At 62.5% G+C, this 18,806-nt stretch carries 15 protein-coding genes; 5 read left to right on the forward strand and 10 right to left on the reverse strand.

Going from position 1 to position 18,806, the window contains the following annotated elements; genetic code table 11:
- Positions 1-132: 132 nt before the first annotated feature.
- On the reverse strand, positions 133-2,016 hold the full coding sequence (locus B0G76_RS22665; RefSeq protein WP_120294523.1) for a bifunctional sugar phosphate isomerase/epimerase/4-hydroxyphenylpyruvate dioxygenase family protein: 1,884 nt from the start codon (positions 2,014-2,016) through the stop codon (positions 133-135).
- A gap of 320 nt (positions 2,017-2,336) precedes the next feature.
- Here B0G76_RS22665 and aroQ point away from each other — a divergent pair, with 320 nt between their 5' ends.
- The 3 genes from aroQ to B0G76_RS22680 all read left to right on the forward strand — a co-directional run bounded on the left by aroQ (position 2,337) and on the right by B0G76_RS22680 (position 5,152).
- Positions 2,337-2,792, forward strand: a complete 456-nt coding sequence (gene aroQ / locus B0G76_RS22670) for a type II 3-dehydroquinate dehydratase (RefSeq protein ID WP_120294524.1) — start codon at positions 2,337-2,339, stop codon at positions 2,790-2,792.
- Complete coding sequence (locus B0G76_RS22675) at positions 2,789-3,691, forward strand: shikimate dehydrogenase (RefSeq protein WP_120294525.1); 903 nt, start codon at positions 2,789-2,791, stop codon at positions 3,689-3,691. The genes aroQ and B0G76_RS22675 overlap by 4 nt, the downstream gene beginning before the upstream one ends.
- Before the next feature lie 72 nt (positions 3,692-3,763).
- The gene (locus B0G76_RS22680) at positions 3,764-5,152 is read left to right on the forward strand and encodes an MFS transporter (RefSeq protein ID WP_120294526.1); all 1,389 of its coding nucleotides are present in this window, start codon (positions 3,764-3,766) and stop codon (positions 5,150-5,152) included.
- Positions 5,153-5,358: 206 nt separating this feature from the next.
- Here the strand turns inward: B0G76_RS22680 and B0G76_RS22685 are convergent, their stop codons facing one another.
- The 6 genes from B0G76_RS22685 to B0G76_RS22710 all read right to left on the reverse strand — a co-directional run bounded on the left by B0G76_RS22685 (position 5,359) and on the right by B0G76_RS22710 (position 11,100).
- Entirely contained in the window at positions 5,359-6,459 is a 1,101-nt protein-coding gene (locus B0G76_RS22685) for an IS5 family transposase (protein WP_120294527.1), read from the reverse strand.
- 127 nt (positions 6,460-6,586) lie between these two features.
- Positions 6,587-7,282, reverse strand: coding sequence for a TetR family transcriptional regulator (locus B0G76_RS22690; protein WP_120294528.1), 696 nt, complete (start codon positions 7,280-7,282; stop codon positions 6,587-6,589).
- A gap of 106 nt (positions 7,283-7,388) precedes the next feature.
- Positions 7,389-8,747, reverse strand: a complete 1,359-nt coding sequence (locus B0G76_RS22695) for an FAD-binding oxidoreductase (RefSeq protein ID WP_120294529.1) — start codon at positions 8,745-8,747, stop codon at positions 7,389-7,391.
- A 21-nt stretch (positions 8,748-8,768) separates the two neighbouring features.
- On the reverse strand, positions 8,769-9,563 hold the full coding sequence (locus tag B0G76_RS22700; protein WP_120294530.1) for an anti-sigma factor domain-containing protein: 795 nt from the start codon (positions 9,561-9,563) through the stop codon (positions 8,769-8,771).
- Entirely contained in the window at positions 9,563-10,132 is a 570-nt protein-coding gene (locus tag B0G76_RS22705; RefSeq protein WP_120294531.1) for an RNA polymerase sigma factor, read from the reverse strand. Before B0G76_RS22705 ends, B0G76_RS22700 begins: the two co-directional genes overlap by 1 nt.
- Before the next feature lie 32 nt (positions 10,133-10,164).
- Positions 10,165-11,100 carry a dihydrodipicolinate synthase family protein gene (locus B0G76_RS22710; protein WP_120294532.1) on the reverse strand — a complete coding sequence of 312 codons (936 nt, stop codon included), beginning with the start codon at positions 11,098-11,100 and terminating at the stop codon, positions 10,165-10,167.
- A gap of 199 nt (positions 11,101-11,299) precedes the next feature.
- On the opposite strand from B0G76_RS22710, the gene B0G76_RS22715 reads away from it, so the two are divergent.
- Positions 11,300-12,283: a LysR family transcriptional regulator gene (locus tag B0G76_RS22715; RefSeq protein WP_120294533.1), complete on the forward strand. Its 984-nt coding sequence runs from the start codon at positions 11,300-11,302 to the stop codon at positions 12,281-12,283.
- Positions 12,284-12,478: 195 nt separating this feature from the next.
- Complete coding sequence (locus tag B0G76_RS22720; RefSeq protein WP_120294534.1) at positions 12,479-15,559, forward strand: transglycosylase domain-containing protein; 3,081 nt, start codon at positions 12,479-12,481, stop codon at positions 15,557-15,559.
- A gap of 133 nt (positions 15,560-15,692) precedes the next feature.
- On the opposite strand, the gene B0G76_RS22725 is transcribed toward B0G76_RS22720, so the two are convergent.
- Genes B0G76_RS22725 through B0G76_RS22735 form a run of 3 tightly spaced genes read right to left on the reverse strand, consistent with a single transcriptional unit; the run spans position 15,693 to position 18,753 of the window.
- The gene (locus B0G76_RS22725; protein ID WP_120294535.1) at positions 15,693-16,919 is read right to left on the reverse strand and encodes an ROK family transcriptional regulator; all 1,227 of its coding nucleotides are present in this window, start codon (positions 16,917-16,919) and stop codon (positions 15,693-15,695) included.
- Positions 16,920-16,949: 30 nt separating this feature from the next.
- Positions 16,950-17,747 carry an ATP-binding cassette domain-containing protein gene (locus B0G76_RS22730; RefSeq protein ID WP_120294536.1) on the reverse strand — a complete coding sequence of 266 codons (798 nt, stop codon included), beginning with the start codon at positions 17,745-17,747 and terminating at the stop codon, positions 16,950-16,952.
- Between the two features lie 19 nt (positions 17,748-17,766).
- The gene (locus B0G76_RS22735) at positions 17,767-18,753 is read right to left on the reverse strand and encodes an ABC transporter permease (protein WP_120294537.1); all 987 of its coding nucleotides are present in this window, start codon (positions 18,751-18,753) and stop codon (positions 17,767-17,769) included.
- Positions 18,754-18,806: the final 53 nt, after the last annotated feature.

An 18,806-nucleotide genomic window follows, 5' to 3' on the forward strand; every position in this document is an offset into this window, starting at 1 on the left:
AACCGCCATTATATCGGGCGGCGCGCCCACTCATGCCGATGAAGCATGGGCCGTGCCCGACCTGCCCGAATCCGCAGGCGTCAGGCGGCGGGCCGCAAACCACTGCCGTCCCGCATTGCCGGCCGGGAGCGCCTATTTGCGTCGCTGAGCCTGTGCCGCGAGCCGCACCGCCGCATTCGCCGCGCCATAGCCGTCGTATCCGCCGCGCCGTTCGACAATCTCCAGGAAAAAGCGCTGATCCAGTTGTTCGGTGTAAGCGTGGAAGAACTCGCCACCGCGCTCGTCCCGGTCATACAGGATGTTGTGCGCCCGCAGCGCCTCGAGCGTCTCGTCCGGCAGCGCATAGCGGGCGGCGAGGTCGCCGTAGTAATTGCGCGGAATGCGCAGCACCGGCAGGCCGTCGGCGATGAACTCGGGAATCGCGCTGAAAATGTCACTGGTGCTGAACGCGACGTGGTTCAGGCCCGAGCCGTGGTAAGTGTGCAAGGCCTCGGCCACCGCCGTGTGATGGTCCACCGAGGCGTTCAATACGATCCGCACCGAACCATCCTGACTGCGCAGCGCGCGGCTGCGCACCAGCCCGTAAGGGTCGGGCACCAGCACGCCCGGCTCGGCCTGGAAGCCGAGCGCGGTCCGCAGAAACAGAACCCACGTATCCAGCGAAGGCGCCGGCACGGACAGGCAGACGTGGTCGATGCGCGTGAGCGGGCCCACTTCGGCCGGACCGTTGATGTCCGTGAGCACAAAATCGGCTTCGAACAGGGTGGGCTGATCCGGTGTTTCGTCGACGAAATAGTTCAGGCTGCCGTCGGGCGCCTGCACGGCGGGCAGCACGCGTTCGTTCGGCCCGATCTGCCCGGAGAACGGTGCGTAACCGAACCCGGCGGCGCGCTCGAAGGCCTGATTGGCGTCGTCCACGCGAAACGCCGACGCGCACAGCGACAAACCATGCTGCTGGAAGAAGGCGTTGGCGAATGAATCCGGTTCGGCGTTCAGCACGATCGACGCCGCACCGTGCTGAAACAACGTCACCTCTTTCGAACGATGCTGGCCGGCCTGGCGAAAGCGCAGTTTGCCGAGCCAGTCGACGAGATGCGCGCGGGTGGTGTGGTCGACCGCGAACTCGAGAAACTGGTAGCCGACGTGCGCGGGCGCGGCGGGCGATTGATAGAGCTCGCCGACCGGCTGCCGGCTGGATTCCAGCAGCGCGCGAGTCTGTTCCTCGAGGAACAGCAGCGAGCGATGGCCGTCCGCTGCGGTGATCGTGGTTGGTGCGGCGCGGAAACCGTCGTTGAAAATTTCGAGCGAAAGCGGCCCGGTGTAGCCGGTTTTCACGACCTGCGCGGTGAAGCCGGCCAGATCGAAATCGCCCTGACCCGGGAAGCAGCGGTAATGGCGGCTCCATTCGAGCACGTCCATGGCGAGTTTCGGCGCATCGGCGATTTGCACGAACGCGATGCGTTCACCCGGAATGTCGGCGATCGCATCCACCGTATCGTTGAGCGACAGCGTGTGAAAGCTGTCGAGCACGAGCCCGAGATTCGGATGATTCACCGCGTTGACGAGCTTCCACGCATGGCGGTAGGTCTTCACGTGCTTGCCCCATGCGAGCGCCTCGTAGCCGGCGATCACGCCGGCCGCTTCGGCCGCGCGGGCCAATGCGCCGAGCTGGTCGGTCATCAGCGAATCGTCGCCGATGGTGTCGGGCGAAACGTTACTGCACACGAGAATCCGGTCCGTACCCAATTCGTGCATCACGTCGAATTTTCGCCTCGCCCGATCCAAATTGCGCTCGAGGCGCTCCGGGCTCACCCCGTCGAAATCGCGGAACGGCTGGAGCAGCATGATCTTCAGCCCGAGATCCTCGGCGATGCGCCGCACGTCGGCGGGCGAGCCGTCGAAATAAAGCAGGTCGTTCTCGAAGATTTCGACGCCTTCGAAGCCCGCCGCCTGAATTGCGGTCAGCTTCTCGACGAGGGTTCCGCTGATCGACACGGTGGCAATCGAACGTTGCATGAACGGCTCCTGCAAAAACAATGAAACGGCTGGTTGGACGGTGCCAGGCGGCCCCTGCGCTGCGTCCCCATGCGTTGCGGCACGCTATGCTGCAATGCGAAAAATGGTCTAGCCAGTTACCGATAACTCGCTGGACGCGAGTCTGAAGAGCCCGCAACTACGCAAATTTTCGACAGTTTATACAAACTAACTAGATGGTACAAATTCGTATAAACCCCGAATGACGATTGCGCTCAATGCGCGCACACTGCATTCACGTTGTAGAGCCGAGGCGAGTGCTGTGGCCCGCTTTATGTCTTACTTTTGCGGGAGAGGTGGTCATGAGTTTTGCATCGGTGCTGGTCCTTAACGGACCGAATCTCAATCTGCTAGGCACGCGTGAGCCGGCTATCTATGGCTCGGAAACGCTCGACGACGTGGCGAAACTGTGCCGCGAAGCAGGCGAGCGGCTGGATCTGTCGGTCGACTTCTGTCAGTCGAATGCGGAACATCAACTTATCGACTGGCTGCATGCGGCTCGCACCAAGGTCGACGGCATCGTGATCAATCCGGCGGCTTACACGCATACCTCGGTGGCGATTGCCGATGCGCTCAGCGCGATCGAAAAGCCCGTCATCGAAGTGCATATTTCAAACGTGCATCGCCGCGAAGCGTTCCGGCATCACTCGTACGTGTCGGCGGTGGCCGAGGCGATCATCGTCGGTTGCGGTACGCAGGGCTATGTGCTTGCTCTGGAGCGGATGGCGGTCATCCTTAAGAATAGGGCGGCTAAATGAACGTACAAGCGAATGCACAAGCGAACGCACAAGCGAACATGCAAACGAACGCGCAATCCTTTCTCGTCGGTTTGATCGGCTCGGGCATTGGCGGATCGCTCAGCCCCGCGATGCATGAGGAAGAGGGTAGCAAGCTCGGCCTGCACTATGTGTATCGGCGCATCGATCTGGAAGCGTTGAAGCTGGACGTCGCCGCACTCTCCGATTTGCTCGTTGCCGCCGAACACATGGGCTTCAACGGGCTGAACATCACGTACCCGTGCAAGCAGGCCGTCATTCCGTTGCTCGACGAACTGTCCGACGACGCGCGCGCACTCGGCGCGGTCAACACGGTTCTGTTCAAGGACGGCAAACGTATCGGCCACAACACCGATTGGTCCGGCTTTGCCCGTGCGTTTCAACGCGGCTTGCCGGACGTGTCACTGGAACGCGTCGTGCAACTGGGCGCCGGCGGCGCGGGCGCGGCGGTTGCGCATGCCGCGCTGACGATGGGCGCGCAAACGCTCACGCTGTTCGACGTGGACGCCGCGCGCGCCGCATCGCTCGCCGCGGAATTGCAGAAGCGTTTCCCCGCATCCACCGTGAGTGCCGGCAATTCGCTGGCAGAAACGCTTGCAACCGCTAACGGCCTGATTCACGCGACACCCACGGGCATGGCGAAATTGCCGGGCTTGCCGTTGCCGGCCGAATTGCTGCACCGCGATTTGTGGGTCGCGGACATCGTCTATTTCCCGATCCGCACCGCGCTGTTGCAGGCCGCGGAGGCGCTCGGCTGCCGCACGTTGAGCGGCGGCGGGATGGCCGTGTATCAGGCGGTCGACGCGATGCGCATTTTCACGGGCCTGGAACCCGACGCCGAGCGCGTTTACACGCATTTCCAGTCCTTGTTGCAACGCTAGGCCTGCCGTACACGAACCACACGCGAGCCATACATATCCGGTACGTAAACCGACCGAGGAGACAGAGACGCCATGCCGCAACCTATTCATTCCACACCCGCCGAGGCAACTCGCCAAACGGCTGCCACGGCGAGCACCGCGCGCCGCTCGAAAGCCCGCTATCAGATTCTCTCGCTGCTGGCGGTCGGCACGATGATCAACTATCTGGACCGCACGGTGCTCGGCATCGCGGCGCCGCAGCTGACCAAGGAACTTGGCATCAACGCCGCGCTCATGGGGCTGCTGTTCTCCGTGTTTTCGTGGAGCTATGTGGTCTCGCAGATTCCGGGCGGCCTCTTTCTCGACCGCTTCGGCAGCAAGCTCACGTATTTCCTGTCGATGACGTTCTGGTCGCTGTGCACGCTGGCGCAAGGCCTCGTGCATGGCATCGGCGCATTGTTCGTGTTCCGGCTCGGCCTCGGCGTCTCGGAAGCGCCGTGCTTTCCGACCAATAGCCGCGTGGTGGCCACCTGGTTTCCGCAGAGCGAACGCGCGATGGCGACCGGTACCTACACAGTCGGCGAATATATCGGCCTCGCGTTTTTCAGCCCTTTCCTGTTTATGCTGATGGGCGCGTTCGGCTGGCGCTCGCTGTTCTACGTGGTGGGCGGCGTGGGCCTCGTGTTCGGCGTGATCTGGTGGATGTTCTATCGCGAGCCACAGGATCATCCGTCCATCAATCAGGCGGAGCTCGACTATATCGAAGCAGGCGGCGGTCTGACGCACCGGAAGAAGGACGCCGATGTTTCCTCCGCACCGGCCGCATCGGCTGCAGCAGCCACTGCGGGAAAGAGCGGCTTCGAATGGCGCACCATTGGACGCCTGCTCAAGCATCGTCAATTGACCGGCATCTGCCTCGGCCAGTTTGCCGGCAACTCGACGCTGGTGTTCTTCCTCACCTGGTTCCCCACCTACCTCGCCACTGAACGCCATATGGCGTGGCTGAAGATCGGTTTTTTCGCGATCATGCCGTTCATTGCCGCGTCGATCGGCGTGATGTTCGGCGGCATCTTCTCCGATTGGCTGCTGCGGCGCGGCAAGTCACCGAACGTGGCGCGCAAGCTGCCGATCATTGCCGGCCTGCTGCTCGCATCGACGATCATTCTCGCCAACTATGTCGAGAGCAACGTGGTGGTGATCGTGATTCTGTCGGTGGCGTTTTTCGCGCAGGGGATGGCGGCGCTGGGCTGGACGCTGGTGTCGGACATTGCGCCTGACGGCCTGCTCGGCGTGACCGGCGGTATCTTCAACTTTGCCGCCAATCTGGCCGGTATCGTCACGCCGCTAGTGGTGGGCTTCATCGTTGCGGCAACCGGCTCGTTTGTCGGCGCGCTGGTGTTCATCGGCGCGATCGCGTTGATCGGCGCGCTGTCGTACATCTTTATCGTCGGCGATATCAAGCGGATCGTGCTGGTGGATTGAGCCGCATGGGTTGATCGAACGGTTTGACCAAAAAAAGCGGGACCTGGCCTAACAGGCTGCGGAAATACACCCCTCCAAAAGCAACGTCCATCGCTCTGCGCGGCTACCGCCGCACAATTTTCTGCATTGCGAAATTTCAACGTGAATGCAGCTTATTTTTCGACAATTTGAAGCCTGTTTTCGCCTCATTACCGCAATCGCTGCCACTACGGGCGGACCTGTCCTAGCGAACGCATGCGCACGAGGTTGTAGGCGGCCATGTTCAACACGAACATCTGGTCGACTTTCTTCAACCCGCGCACCATCACCTGGCGCATGCGCCCCACGGTCTTCGCCCACCCAAAGCCTTGTTCGATCAGCTTGCGCTTTTGCTGCGATATCGCGTAGCCCACGCTGCGCGCAATCTCGTCGGGCACGGCAGAACGGCGACCCGACGTGTTCTGCGCCACGTGCGGCGTGACCTTCATCTGCTGGCAAGCTTCGATGAATTCCTCTGCGTCGTAACCCTTGTCCGCGCCCAGCGTGATTTGCGCCGCCGCATCGGTCGCGGCTTGCCGCGCATCGTTGATCATGACCTTGGCCGCTTCCCGTTCGGCATGTCCGTCAGCACAACTGACGCGGGCGTTGACGACCAGCCCATGGCGGTTGTCGGTCAGCGTGTGGCCCATGTAACGCAATTCGCTGGCTGTTTTGCCCTTGCGGTAAAGCCGTGCATCGGGATCGGTCTTCGACTCGTGCGTTTCGTTGCTCCGCTTGCTGCCCCTGAAGTCGCCCTCGCCGCTGCCACCGTCGTTATCCCGGTCGTCACCGTCCTTGCGCACAAAGCTCTTGTGTCCCGCCCACGCCTGGATCAGCGTGCCGTCCACGCTGAAGTGCTCGCCCGACAACCAGTTCTTCTTCTGCGCGATGGACAGCACTTCGTTGAAGAATTCGACCACCGCATCGTGCCGGATAAGACGCTCGCGATTCTTCGTGAACACCGTCGGCACCCAGACTGAATCGTCCATCGACAGACCAATAAACCACCGAAACAGCAGGTTGTATTGCGTTTGCTCCATGAGCTGACGTTCAGACCGGATGCTGTACAGCACCTGCAGCAGCATCGCCCGCAGCAGCTTCTCCGGCGCGATGCTCGGCCGGCCTCCCTTGATGTCGGCCTCGTACATCCCGGCAAACATCCGATCCATCTTCGCCAGCGCCTCGTTCGCCATGACGCGAATCGAGCGCAGCGGATGCAAGGTCGGAACGAAATCGTCCAGCTTGCGCACGGAAAACAAACTCTCGGTGAACGTGTCGGTGCCGCGCATGGTTTCCTGGGGGCGGGTGAGCTTCTTACATCAACGCTTTTGCTATCTCCTGCGATGACTTCAGTGCGAGGTATTTCCGCATCCTGCTAAGCCCTGGTCCCGCTTTTCTGTTTGTGCCTTGCTTGCTTCAGTCTTCCTTGCGCACGAAACGCAGCACGGCGTCGACGATCATGGCGCGATGACGCGCACGCAGGCGCGGGTGCGACGGATCGCGGCCGAACGCCGTACCGAAGGTATGGCGATTGCCCACGCGGTGAAAGCACAGCGAGCTGATCATCAGGTGCAGGTCGATCGCATCGACGTCGCTGCGGAACAGTCCCGCCGCGATGCCGCGTGAGAGCAGGTCTTCGATCGTATGAATGACGGTGACGTTACGGCCTTTGAAGCTCTTCACCTGCTCGACGTACTTCGCGCCGTGAATGTTCTCGATCGTCACGAGGCGGACGAAGTCGCGCTGGCGGTCGTGATAGTCGAACGTGAATTCGACTAGCGCGCGCATGCCCTCGACCGGATCGAGTTCGCTGATGTGCAGATCCTGTTCGAGCGCGCGAATGTCGCCGTACACTTTTTCCAGCACGGCCTGGTACAACCCTTCTTTACTGCCGAAGTAGTAGTACAGCATGCGCTTGGTGGTGTTCGTGCGTTCCGCGATCGCGTCGACGCGCGCGCCAGTCAGCCCCATCGCCGAGAACTCCTGGGTCGCGACTTCGAGGATGTTGCGCTTCGTCTGTTCAGGATCGTACTTGCGTCGGGCGTCGGGGCGCGGGACGCTGGACGCGATGCCGGTGGTATCAGGCTCGGCGGCCTTACTTCCCTTTTTCATTGTGTATTCGAGCGGCAGTGACGGCGCATTCTAGCATGGCGAAATCGGCCTCTGGATCGGGTCTCTGGCATAAGCGGCCGCGTATTGAGTCGCGGACTCAATCGAGTCACGGCGTCGGCCTGGGCGAGGGGCGCCGGGCGGCGAGTGCGTCGCGCGTCTGCATGGCGGTGTAGGTGAGTTGAGCGGCTGCGAGACCGAGCGCGCCATAGGCGGGCGTCAGACCGAAGGTCGCGAACGTGTCGGGTACCGGCCGTTCGCCGGAGATGGCCGCCGCCAGCAATTCGCCGGAGACGGTGGTCGGCGCCATGCCGTGGCCGCCGAAGCCGGTCGCGTACCAGACGCCGTCCGTGCTGCGGCCGATTTGCGGCATCTTGTGCCGCGCGTAGCTCATCAGGCCGCCCCAGGCGTACTCGATGCTCACGTCGTGCAGTTGCGGGTAGACCTTCAGCAGGTCACGCCGTAGAAGCCGCGCGATGATATCGGGGGCACGGTCGCGCACGGAAATGCGGCCGCCCCACAGGATGCGCGTGTCGGGGAGCGGGCGATAGTAGTCGAAAGCGAAACGGGTGTCGTAGACGGCGGCGCGCGTGTCCATCGCCTCTTTCAGGCGTGCGCCGAGCGGTTCAGTTGCCATCACGTAGGTGGCGATCGGCAGGACCGCGCGTTCGACCGGTGCGTAGACGCTGCGCGCATAGCCGCCGCCGGCCATCACCACATGGCGGGCTTCAAGCGCGCCGTGCGGCGTATGCACCACGAAACCGGCGCCTTCATGCTGGGCATCGTTGGGACGGGCGCCGCCGCGCCGGGCGCCGCTGCGCTCCAGGCGCACCACGGGCGACTTCTCGTGAATCTGCACGCCTGCGTTGGCCGCAGCGCCGGCGACGCCGAGCACATATTTCAGCGGATGAAAGTGGAACGCGTTGCGCTCGAACAGGCCGCCGTGATAACGGCTCGTCTTGAGTTGTGACGCGAGCTCCGCGGCCGCCACGGGTTCCCACTCGACGCCGAACGAATCCCGCATCAAACGCCGCTGTTTGTCGAGCCGTGCCGGTTCGTCGAACCAGTTGGCGAGGATCACGCCGGCATCGGTCACGTCGCAATCGATGCGGTAGCGCTGGATACGTTTCCTCATCAGATCGACGGCGTCGGTGGTCAACGTGTAGAGTTCGCGCGCCCGAACCGGCCCAAGGGTTTTCAGCAGATCCGCGCAATCGAGGCTGTAGCCGCCGAACACGAAGCCGCCGTTGCGGCCGGAGGCGCCGAAGCCCACCTGCTCGGCTTCGAGCACGGCGATGTCGGCGACGCCCCGCTCGGCGAGTCCCAACGCCGTGGACAAACCCGCGAGGCCGCCGCCCATGATGCAGACGTTGACGCTGCGCCGGCCGGTTAGCGGCGCGTAATTGGACGAGTGCCCGGATGAGTGCCCGGACCAGCGGTCGACGGTGGCTTCGTAAAAGCTTTGCATAGGGTTAGCGGTAAAGGTCACTCAGGATACCGGCAGCAGCTTGCCACTGAACACCACCGGACCGGTAGGCACATTGTGATCGGGCGAGCCGCCCGGCGCCTCGATCGAGACCGCCAGCGCGTCGTAGTTTTCCGGTTTCTGCTGACCGGCCGTGACCTTGCCGCTGGCGCTATCCGGCAGCATGCCAAGCGACACCGGATGGCCATTGGCCGGAATACCCCATAGCTCCATCGCGCGGCCGGCCGGCAAGTCGACCCTGCCGAGCGGATGCAGCGTCATGGTGGCGTGAGCTTCGTCCCACACGACCAGCATCACCGGATGCGTTTCCTTGTCATTGAGCACCGCGACATGCGAAACGGCCGTTTCCGGCTGTTGCGCGACGGTAGGCGCCGAGGCAGGTGTCGCACCGGAAGGCAGCAGCGAGCGTACGGCGACCACCACGGCGACCGCGGCGAACCCCGTCACGCCGATCGCCCAGCCTCGCCAGAACGCGAGGTTCTCGAAGATGTTGCCGGATGGACGCGCGGGTGTTTCGACCACGGAGCGCGGCCGTGCTGCCTCACGTGCCACCTCGCGTACCGAGCTCAGGCCGAGGCGCCGCTCGATCGCGTCCCACACGGCGGCCGGCGGCATGCGCGGTTCCGCGAGTTCGGCCAGGGGCGAGATGCGCCGCTGCCATTCTTCGATAGCCTGACGGATCGCCGGATCATGGTCCGCGTACCGTTGGAAGCGGCGCCGCGCGCCACCGCGCAGTGTGCCGAGCACATACTCGGCGGCCAGCATATCGACCAGCTGAGGATAGCGATGGAGATTCATCACTCGCCTCCCAGGCAGGCTTTCAGCTTGGCAAGGCCGCGCCGGATCCAGGATTTGATGGTGCCGAGCGGCACCGTCAGCATTTCGGCAATCTCGCTATGGCTTTGATCGCGCAGGTAGGCGAGGGCAACCGCCTGACGCTGCGCCGGTTCCAGTTGCTGCATGCAGCCGGCCAGCAGACGCGCCTGCAGGCTGACCGCGGTCAATGCTTCGGGATCCGGATCGCCGCTTGCCACGAGATCGTCCAACGCATCGCTCCATTCTGTTTCCTGCGTGTCCACCCGCCGCAGGTGATCGAGAGCACGGTTTCTGACGATTTCCGACATCCACGTCATCGGGGCGGATAGTGCCCGGCGATAGTCGCCGGCGAAGCGCCAGATATTGACGAAGCTATCCTGCAAGACCTCTTCGGCCCACTCGTGCCTGCTCAATATACGGAGCGCGAGACCAAACAGTTTCGGGGCGGCGAGAACATATAGCTCGCGCAGTGCCGCGGCGTCCTGTTTGGCCACGCGTTCGAGCAACTCGGCGAGGGTTTCCGGCGTCAGTTCTCGAGGATCGGCGGTCATGGAAAATGGTGTGGTGGGCTTGCGGGCCTATGTTACTCAACACCCCATCGCAACACCAGCGGATCGAGTTTCCGCGCGACTTTCAGCAATCCGGCGCGCGTGGCCGGATGCATGGGCGGTAACGGATGGCGCACTGCGTCAGATCGAATCACACCGCCTTCTTTCATCAACGCCTTGCACGACGCGAGGCCGCCCTGGCGGTTTTCGTAGTTGATGAGCGGCAGCCACGCCTGATAGTGGGCGGCGGCTGCATCGGTGTCGCCGGCCGCGTAGGCATCGACGATTAACCGGATGCCGTCCGGGTAACCGCCGCCGGTCATCGAACCGGTTGCGCCCGCATCGAGATCGGCCATCAACGTGATCGCTTCTTCGCCATCCCATGGACCCACCACGGCGTCGCCGCCCAATTCGATCAGCTCGCGCACCTTGTTCGCCGCCTGAGGCACTTCGATCTTGAAGTAGGACACGTTTTGCAGCTCACGCGCCATGCGCGCGAGAAACGGCGCGGACAAGGCCGTACCGCTGACCGGCGCGTCCTGGATCATGATCGGAATCCCGATTGCATCGGATACCGTGCGATAGAACTCATAGATGCCGCGCTCGCCGATGCGGATCGTCGCGCCGTGATACGGCGGCATGATCATCACCATTGCGGCGCCCGCGGCCTGCGCGCTGCGGCTGCGCTCGGCGCACAGGTGCGAACTGAAGTGCGTGGTCGTGACGATCACCGGCACACGGCCGGCGACATGTTCGAGCACGACGTGCATGAGCGTGTTGCGTTCCTCGTCGGACAGCGCGAATTGCTCGGAGAAGTTCGCCAGAATACACAGGCCGTTGGAACCCGCGTCGATCATGAAATCGATGCAGCGTTTCTGGCCTTCCAGGTCGAGCCGGCCGGCGTCGTCGAAGATGGTCGGCGCGACGGGGAACACGCCGCGCAATGGAGCAGGGTTGTCGGTAGAGGTCATGGTGATGTGCGTTGTGCCGAGTTGAGGTGCCGAGTTGAGGTGCCGGGGTGGGGTGCGGGGTTGGGTTGATGAAGTGATGAGGCGTGGCTGTTTGAATGTCTCCGTCGCTCACTATACGGCGGCGTGCGTGGCGGGTATATTGAATAGTTTCCATCTTGTGATCGCTTTTACGACTCACCCCGTGGGTCCACGGCACGCCATGAAAGACACCCTGAACGTCCTGCTGTCGAGACTGCGCATGAAGCAACTGCAATTGCTGATCGCGCTCGACGACCACACGTCGCTGCACAAGGCAGCCGGTGCGATGTCGATGACGCAATCGGCCGCCAGCAAGGCGCTACAGGAGTTGGAGTCGATGTTCGAGGCGCCGCTCTTCGAGCGCTCGAAGAGCGGCATGATTCCGAACCAGCTCGGCCACTGCGTGATCCGCTACGCGCGGCTCCTCGCAACGGACCTTGCCGCGTTGTGCGGGGACGTGGCTGAGATACGCTCGGGGCGCGGCGGGCGTCTGGCGATCGGGGCGATCATGGGCGCGATTCCCGAGTGCGTGGTGCCGGCGCTGAATGATCTGCATGCGGGGCAGCCGGGTTTGTCGATCGAAGTGATGGAAGACACGAGCGCGCGCATGTTGCTGCAACTCGACGAAGGCCGGCTCGATCTGGTGATCGGCCGTGCGGCGGTCGCCGCCGATCCGTCGAAATATCACTATCAGCCGCTGGCAGACGAGCCCTTATCCGTGGTGGTGGGTTTTGGCCATCCGCCATTGCCCAGGAAGGAAGTTAAGCTGCGTGATCTGGCTGGCCACCGCTGGGTCATGTATCCGTCACATATGCCGTTGCACGCGTTGCTTGAGCGGGAGATGGATCTGGCTGGACTCGAGATGCCAGACAACCCGATCTCGACTGCCTCCACGTTCGTGACAGTTGCGTTACTGCAGCGCAGTGCCGACCTTGTGACACTCTTACCGATCGCGATTGCAACGTTGTTCGTGAAGCAGAAAATGTTGCGCTTCGTGCCGGTCAAACTGAAATCGCCTTCGCAAACTTTCGGCATTGTGACGCGCAAGGGCGGCGTGCTGTCGCCGGCCGCTGAGCAATTCATCGGGTTATTGCGCGGAGGAAAGGAAAGGCAGCAGGGCGCGCAGTGGGAGAAGCAGGGGGCGCGGAAGCAAAAAACCGCCTGAAACAGCGCTTTTTCGACGCCCGAAAGACGCTCAATATCTCACGCCAACCGGCACTCCGCCATGCCTTGCGATGGGGTGTTGCGGCGGCGACACTCTCGGGTAAATCCGAACCGATTGCACCCTCATGTTCCGAGCTACACTTGATTGAAGGTGCGCCAGAATCAAGAGCAGGGCGCACGCTCGGGGAGAGCAGTCATGAATCGGCCACTGGTTCGGTTACCACTTCGCGCGACAGGCACGGCGCCCGTCAGGAAGTGGCTCAAATGGGGGCTGGCAGCGGCATTTCTGCTCGCGCTGGCTCTGGCGGCCCGCTTTATCCAGATCGAGATCGGAACATCTCGACTGCAGGCGCGCTACCTCTCCGAACTCACGCGCGACGTGGGTTTTGCCGTTGACGATGGTCCAAGTCATTCGATCCGATTTCCTCAGGCCGACAAAGGCCCCTACGACACGCGCTTCGGCTACGCGTTGCTGCCTTCTTTCCAGCAGCGATTGCTTCAGCGCGGGTTTGAAATCAGCGCACAGGCGCGCGATTCCGAACGAATGCTGTCGCTCGCCGATGATGGTCTATTTATTCCCTACGCGGAAAAAGATCAGGCAGGGCTGCAACTCTTCGACGGAACCGGTACGCCGCTCTTTGGTGCACAGTATCCGGGCCGCGTTTATGACAGCTTCGATTCGATCCCGCCGCTAGTCGCCAATTCGCTGCTGTTTATCGAAGACCGCTATCTGCTCGATCCGGATCAGCCAAACCGTAATCCGGCAATCGACTGGGGGCGCTTTAGCCGCGCGTTAGTCGACCAGGGCGCGCGCGTGTTCAACAAGCATCAGTCGACGCCTGGCGGCAGCACACTCGCTACGCAGATCGAGAAGTTCCGTCACTCGGCGGGCGGGCGCACGGCAACGCCGCCGGAGAAATTGCGGCAAATCGCATCGGCCTCGGTGCGCGCTTATCTGAATGGTCCGCAGACCATGCCCGCGCGCCAGCAGATCGTCGTCCACTATCTCAACTCCGTGCCGCTTGCCGCGCAGCCGGGCATCGGCGAAATCAACGGGATTGGCGACGGTCTGGCCGCCTGGTATGGTCGCGATTTCAGCGACGTCAACCGCATTCTCAAAGCGCCGTCGACAGAAGAGAATCTTGCCGAGCAGGGCGTCGCGTTTCGCCAGGTACTTTCGCTGATGATCGCGCAGCGTGCGCCGTCGTATTTTCTGCATCACGGCTATGCCGAACTCGAACGTCTGACGGATAGTTATTTACGCTTGCTGGCGAACGGTGGCGTCATCACGGTTGCGCTGCGCGATGCCGCGCTGTCCGCGCAAGTGGATTTGCGTCATGCGCCGAACCCTACGCAGAACGCTGACTCGTTCGTGTCGCGCAAGGCGGTGACCTCGATGCGCTCGCATTTGTTGGCCGCGCTCGGCATTCCGAGTTTCTATGAACTCGACCGGCTCGACCTGCAGGCGACAGGCACGCTCAACAACGCCGTGCAGCAGGCCGTGAGTGAACGCCTCGCCGCCGCCGCAACGCGCGACGGCGCGAAAGCCGCCGGGATCGTGGGCTTTGAAATGCTGCGACCCGCCGACGATCCGTCGCGAATCGCCTATAGCTTCACGCTGTTCGAACGGCGCGACGGCGCAAATCTCGTGCGGGTGCAAACCGATAGCGTCAACCAGCCCTTCGACATCAACTCCGGCGCGCGTCTGAATCTCGGTTCGACCGCGAAAATGCGTACCGTGGTGACGTATTTGCAGATCGTCTCCGACCTGCATGCGCGTTATGCCCCGCTGAGCACAGCGGAATTGAAAGCCGTGAAGCCCGATCCGAACGATCAACTCACGCGCTGGGCGCTCGACTATCTGACGCACACCTCGGACCGCTCGCTGCAAGCCATGCTCGATGCCGCCGTGGAACGCAAATACTCGGCGAGTCCGGGCGAAATGTTCTACACGGGCGGCGGCGCGCAGACCTTCAACAACTTCGATTCCGACGACAACAGCCGCATTCTGACGGTACACCGTGCATTCCAGCATTCGGTGAATCTGGTGTTCGTGCGGCTGATGCGCGATATCGTCCACTACGAAATGGTGCAAACTACCGGGCCGTCGTCGCAATGGTTGGGCGATCCGGCGATCCGCAAGATGTATCTCACGCGTTTCGCCGATCAGGAAAGCCGCGTGTACATGAATCGTTTCTATACGAAGTACCACGGCAAAACGTCTGAGCAGCAGCTAGCCCTGCTGCTGCTCGGCGTGCGCAAATCGCCGCCCAAGGTGGCGACCGTGTTGCGCAGTGTCGCGCCTGATGAATCGAATGCGTGGTTCAACGCGAAGATGCGAGCCGCGTTGAAGAACACACCGGCTGCCTCGATCCTGGACGATGAAGATCTGGCGAACCTGTACGACAAATATGCGATCGACCGCTTCAATCTGAACGATCGCGGCTACATTTCTAGCGTGCATCCGCTGGAACTGTGGACCCTCAACTATCTGCGCAGCCATCCCGATGCGACGCTCGACCAGATGCAAAACGCGAGCCGTGACGTGCGTCTGTCGACCTATTCGTGGCTCTTCAAGACTCGCTACCACGCCACCCAGGATCGCCGCATCAAGCGGATGGTCGAACTGCGCGCATACGATGCGATCGGCAAATCGTGGCAGGCGCTCGGCTATCCGTTTGCGACGCTCACGCCGTCGTATGCGGCGGCGATTGGCGCGTCCGGCGACCGGCCGGCTGCGCTCGCGCAACTGATTGGCGTGATTGCCAACGACGGCAACAAGGTGCCGACGGAAAGCCTCACGCAACTCGATTTCGCGAAAAACACGCCGTACGAAACGCATTTCCAGCGCGCGGCAGTAGCGCCTCAGCAGCAGTTGTCACCGGAGATTGCCGGGGTGGTCAGAATGCTGCTGCGTGACGTGGTATTAGGCGGTACAGCTAAACGTCTTGCGCAGGGCATGACGTTCCCCGATGGTCAGACACTCGAGATTTACGGCAAGACCGGCACCGGCGACCAGCGCTTCAATGTGTGGGCCAAAGGCGCGCGCCTGATCGAGTCGCGCAAGGTGAACCGCAGCGCAACCTTCGTGTTTGTGATGGGGGACCGCTTCTACGGCACGCTGACCGCCTGGGTGCATGAACCGTATGCGTCCCACTACGAGTTCACGAGTGCGCTTTCGGTGCAGTTGCTGAAATCGCTCGCACCGGTGTTGCAACCGTTGCTGCAAAATCCGCCTGCCAGAACCGCTTCTATAACGAAGGTCTCCGCGCAATAGGCGGCACCGTCTAGATGCTATGTGGGAGGGCTGTGTCAGGCGTATCCATTTGCGTGCTCCTTCGGAGAAAACGAGTGTGCAACTCCCGTTTTACTCCAGTCGGGCTTACTGCCACTGCCCTCCCACATAGCATCTAATATCCCGCGTCTGTCGCCGGCTTAAGAAAAAGCTCGTGCACGGGCGCGAAATGCGCGTACAACGGCAGAATCGCCCCACCCATTGCGCGCGCATCGGCGCCGATGGTGCCTTCCAGTAGTTGCGGACGCACCATGCCTTCCCATTCAAAGCGGTCTAGCACGCGCTCGGTTCGGCGGATGATTTCGCGGACCAGTTGCCGGTCGAGTTCGCCGTCGATCACTACCGCTTCCAGGTCGAGCAAGGCCGCGGCATTGGTCAACGCATTGGCGATCGCCGGGCACGCGGTGTCGAGCCATTGCTCGGTCAGCCGCCACAGTTCCGGCGACAACGCGCGATGGTCATGCGCGGCGGCAGGCGGGGTCCCCGCATCGCTTAGCAGCCGCTCCAGAACAAAACCGGATGCTGCGTGCAACAGTTGCCGCGCGGGTTTGCGCGTACTGCCGTCTTTCAGCGGGATCGAGCCGACTGCGCCCGCGTTGTCGTGCGGTCCGGCATGCAGACGTCCGTCGATCACCAGGCCGCCGCCGATAAACGTGCCGACGAACAGGTAGAGAAAATTGTGAATCCCGCGACCCTGGCCCATCACGAGTTCGGCCGCGCAGGCAGCGGTGGTGTCTTTGGCGAATTCGACGGGCAAGCCTGTCATCGTCGCGATGCGGCCGCGCAAGTCGATCTCGTGCCACGCTTCCAGGGCTTCCTGCGGCGCGCCCAGAAAGTCGCGCCAGCCGCCGAGCCACAACGGCGCCGCCACGCCCACGCCAACCACTTTGTTCGCTTTCGCGCCGAGTGTCTGATTCACGCGTGCCAGCTTGCTTTCGAGCGCGGGAAATAGCGTACGTGGATCGGGATAGGCATAGTCGAATACGTCGCGGCACACGACGTGGCCCGCGAAATCCATCGCCAGCACGTCGAGACTGCGGCGCCCCACCTTGATGCCGATGGTGTACGCGCCATCGGCGCGCAACGCGATCGGCACGGAGGGTTGACCGATGCGGCCGCGCACGCGTGCCTGCTTCTCGAGCAGGCCGTCGTCGATCAGACGGTCGACGATCATCGACACCGTCTGCATCGACAGGCGCGTGAGGCGGCCAACATCGGCTTTCGGCAGCGGCCCATGCAAACGGATCGCCTGCAGGACGATGCGTTCGTTGAACTGCCGCATGCCGACCTGATTGGAGCCGACCGTGCGTTTAAGGGGCGAGCGGGTGCCGGTAGTGTCCATGGTCGCGTGCCCCTCAGCGGGATGCAAGCATCATGCAATCGCCTTGACGTCCGCTTCCTTCGCGCCCGTCATGATCGCCACGGCCTCCGACATGTGGATGTCTTTGGTGTTGACGACTGCCGCGCGTCGGCCGAGCCGCTGGATATGAATGCGGTCCGCGACTTCGAATACGTGCGGCATGTTGTGGCTGATCAGGATCACCGGCAGGCCGCGCTCGCGTACGCGGCGGATCAGCTCCAGCACCATGTTGCCTTCCTTCACGCCGAGCGCGGCCGTGGGTTCGTCGAGAATCACCACATGCCGCGCGAACGCGGCGCTGCGCGCGACGGCCACGCCTTGTCGCTGGCCGCCTGATAAGGTTTCGACCGCCTGGCGCATCGAACGGATGCCGATTTGCAGATCCTTCATGTGCGCGGTGGCTTCGTCGAGCATGCGGCGCTTGTCGATCATCTTGAAGATCGAGCCGCGCCAGCCTGGTTTGACGAGTTCACGGGCGAGAAACAGGTTTTCGGCGATGCTCATGGCGGGCGCCACCGCGAGTTCCTGGTACACGGTTTCGATGCCTTGGGCGCGTGCATCGAGCGGGCTGCGGAAATTGACCGGCTTGCCGTCGAGCAGGATTTCGCCTTCATCGGGGACGGTGGCGCCCGAAAGCGCCTTGACCAACGACGACTTGCCCGCGCCGTTATCGCCGATCACAGCAAGAATTTCGCCGGGCAGCACTTCGAAATCGCAGCCGTCGAGCGCGGTGACGTTGCCGTAGCGTTTGACGAGTCCGCGTGCCTGCAAAACAGGCATGACGGCTGAGGCGGAAGTAGGTGTCGACATGACAGGCTCCTTTGAGCGTTCAACCGCGACGATGGGAAAGTTTGTCCGCGGCGACCGCGAGAATCACGAGCATGCCGGTGATCAATACCTGGTAGACCGAAGAGACGCCAATCAGCGTCAGGCCATTGCGAAACACGCCCACAATCAGCGCGCCAAGCAATGTTCCTGTAATCGAACCACGCCCGCCGAACAGACTCGTGCCGCCCAACACCACGGCCGTTATACTGTCGAGGTTCTCGGTTTGCCCTGCCTGCGGGTCGCCCACACCGGTGCGCGACACCGACAACAGCGCGGCGATACCGTAGATCGCGCCGGCCAGCGAATACACGGTGAGCAAAATCTTCTGCGACGAGAGGCCCATCAGGCGCGCGGCTTCGGGGTTATTGCCGAGCGCATACAGATGCCGGCCGGGTACCGTGTCGCGCAAGACGAACCACGTCGCCACGTACATCAGCAGTGTGAGCACCGTGCCGTAGGTGACATCGGCGGGGCCGAGCTTGAACGTGTTGCCGAGAAACATGATTGCGTCCGGCAGATTCGAGACGCTTTCCGCGTTCGAATAGATCTGCGTGAGCGCGAACGCGATGTTCAGCGTACCGAGCGTGACGATAAAGGCCGGCAACTTGATGCGCGTAATCAGCACGCCATTGAGCGCGCCGAACAGGGTACTCGCGGCGACGCCGCACAGAATCGCGAGTACGGGCGGCACGCCGAGCGTGACCGCGAATTTGGTCATGATGATCGAGCCGAACGCCATCACCATTCCGCACGACAGATCGATTCCGCCTGTCAGCACGATCAGCGTCTGGCCGATGGCGATGACGGCAACCACCATCGTCTGCTGCAAAATCAACGAGAGGTTCTGGAACGACAGGAACCGGCTGCTCTGTGAAATGAAGAAGCCGCAGGCCAGCAGCAGGGCGATCAGGGGTCCGACTTCAGCGAGCGAAGGCAAGCGGTCGGCGAATGGGCGCGAGTGGCCCACGGGCGTGGAAGGGGTCGACATGATAGGTGTCCTTGATGCATGAGCGTGGCGGGTAGACCACGTGGCGAATACGA

It is taken from the genome of Paraburkholderia sp. BL23I1N1 (genome assembly GCF_003610295.1).
GTDB lineage: Bacteria > Pseudomonadota > Gammaproteobacteria > Burkholderiales > Burkholderiaceae > Paraburkholderia.

Bases quoted from the DNA above. Each gene is read 5' to 3' on its own strand.
- B0G76_RS22665 (WP_120294523.1), bottom strand. From the start codon at position 2,016: ATGCAACGTTCGATTGCCACCGTGTCGATCAGCGGAACCCTCGTCGAG.
- aroQ (WP_120294524.1), top strand. From the start codon at position 2,337: ATGAGTTTTGCATCGGTGCTGGTCCTTAACGGACCGAATCTCAATCTG.
- B0G76_RS22675 (WP_120294525.1), top strand. From the start codon at position 2,789: ATGAACGTACAAGCGAATGCACAAGCGAACGCACAAGCGAACATGCAA.
- B0G76_RS22680 (WP_120294526.1), top strand. From the start codon at position 3,764: ATGCCGCAACCTATTCATTCCACACCCGCCGAGGCAACTCGCCAAACG.
- B0G76_RS22685 (WP_120294527.1), bottom strand. From the start codon at position 6,459: ATGCGCGGCACCGACACGTTCACCGAGAGTTTGTTTTCCGTGCGCAAG.
- B0G76_RS22690 (WP_120294528.1), bottom strand. From the start codon at position 7,282: ATGAAAAAGGGAAGTAAGGCCGCCGAGCCTGATACCACCGGCATCGCG.
- B0G76_RS22695 (WP_120294529.1), bottom strand. From the start codon at position 8,747: ATGCAAAGCTTTTACGAAGCCACCGTCGACCGCTGGTCCGGGCACTCA.
- B0G76_RS22700 (WP_120294530.1), bottom strand. From the start codon at position 9,563: ATGAATCTCCATCGCTATCCTCAGCTGGTCGATATGCTGGCCGCCGAG.
- B0G76_RS22705 (WP_120294531.1), bottom strand. From the start codon at position 10,132: ATGACCGCCGATCCTCGAGAACTGACGCCGGAAACCCTCGCCGAGTTG.
- B0G76_RS22710 (WP_120294532.1), bottom strand. From the start codon at position 11,100: ATGACCTCTACCGACAACCCTGCTCCATTGCGCGGCGTGTTCCCCGTC.
- B0G76_RS22715 (WP_120294533.1), top strand. From the start codon at position 11,300: ATGAAAGACACCCTGAACGTCCTGCTGTCGAGACTGCGCATGAAGCAA.
- B0G76_RS22720 (WP_120294534.1), top strand. From the start codon at position 12,479: ATGAATCGGCCACTGGTTCGGTTACCACTTCGCGCGACAGGCACGGCG.
- B0G76_RS22725 (WP_120294535.1), bottom strand. From the start codon at position 16,919: ATGGACACTACCGGCACCCGCTCGCCCCTTAAACGCACGGTCGGCTCC.
- B0G76_RS22730 (WP_120294536.1), bottom strand. From the start codon at position 17,747: ATGTCGACACCTACTTCCGCCTCAGCCGTCATGCCTGTTTTGCAGGCA.
- B0G76_RS22735 (WP_120294537.1), bottom strand. From the start codon at position 18,753: ATGTCGACCCCTTCCACGCCCGTGGGCCACTCGCGCCCATTCGCCGAC.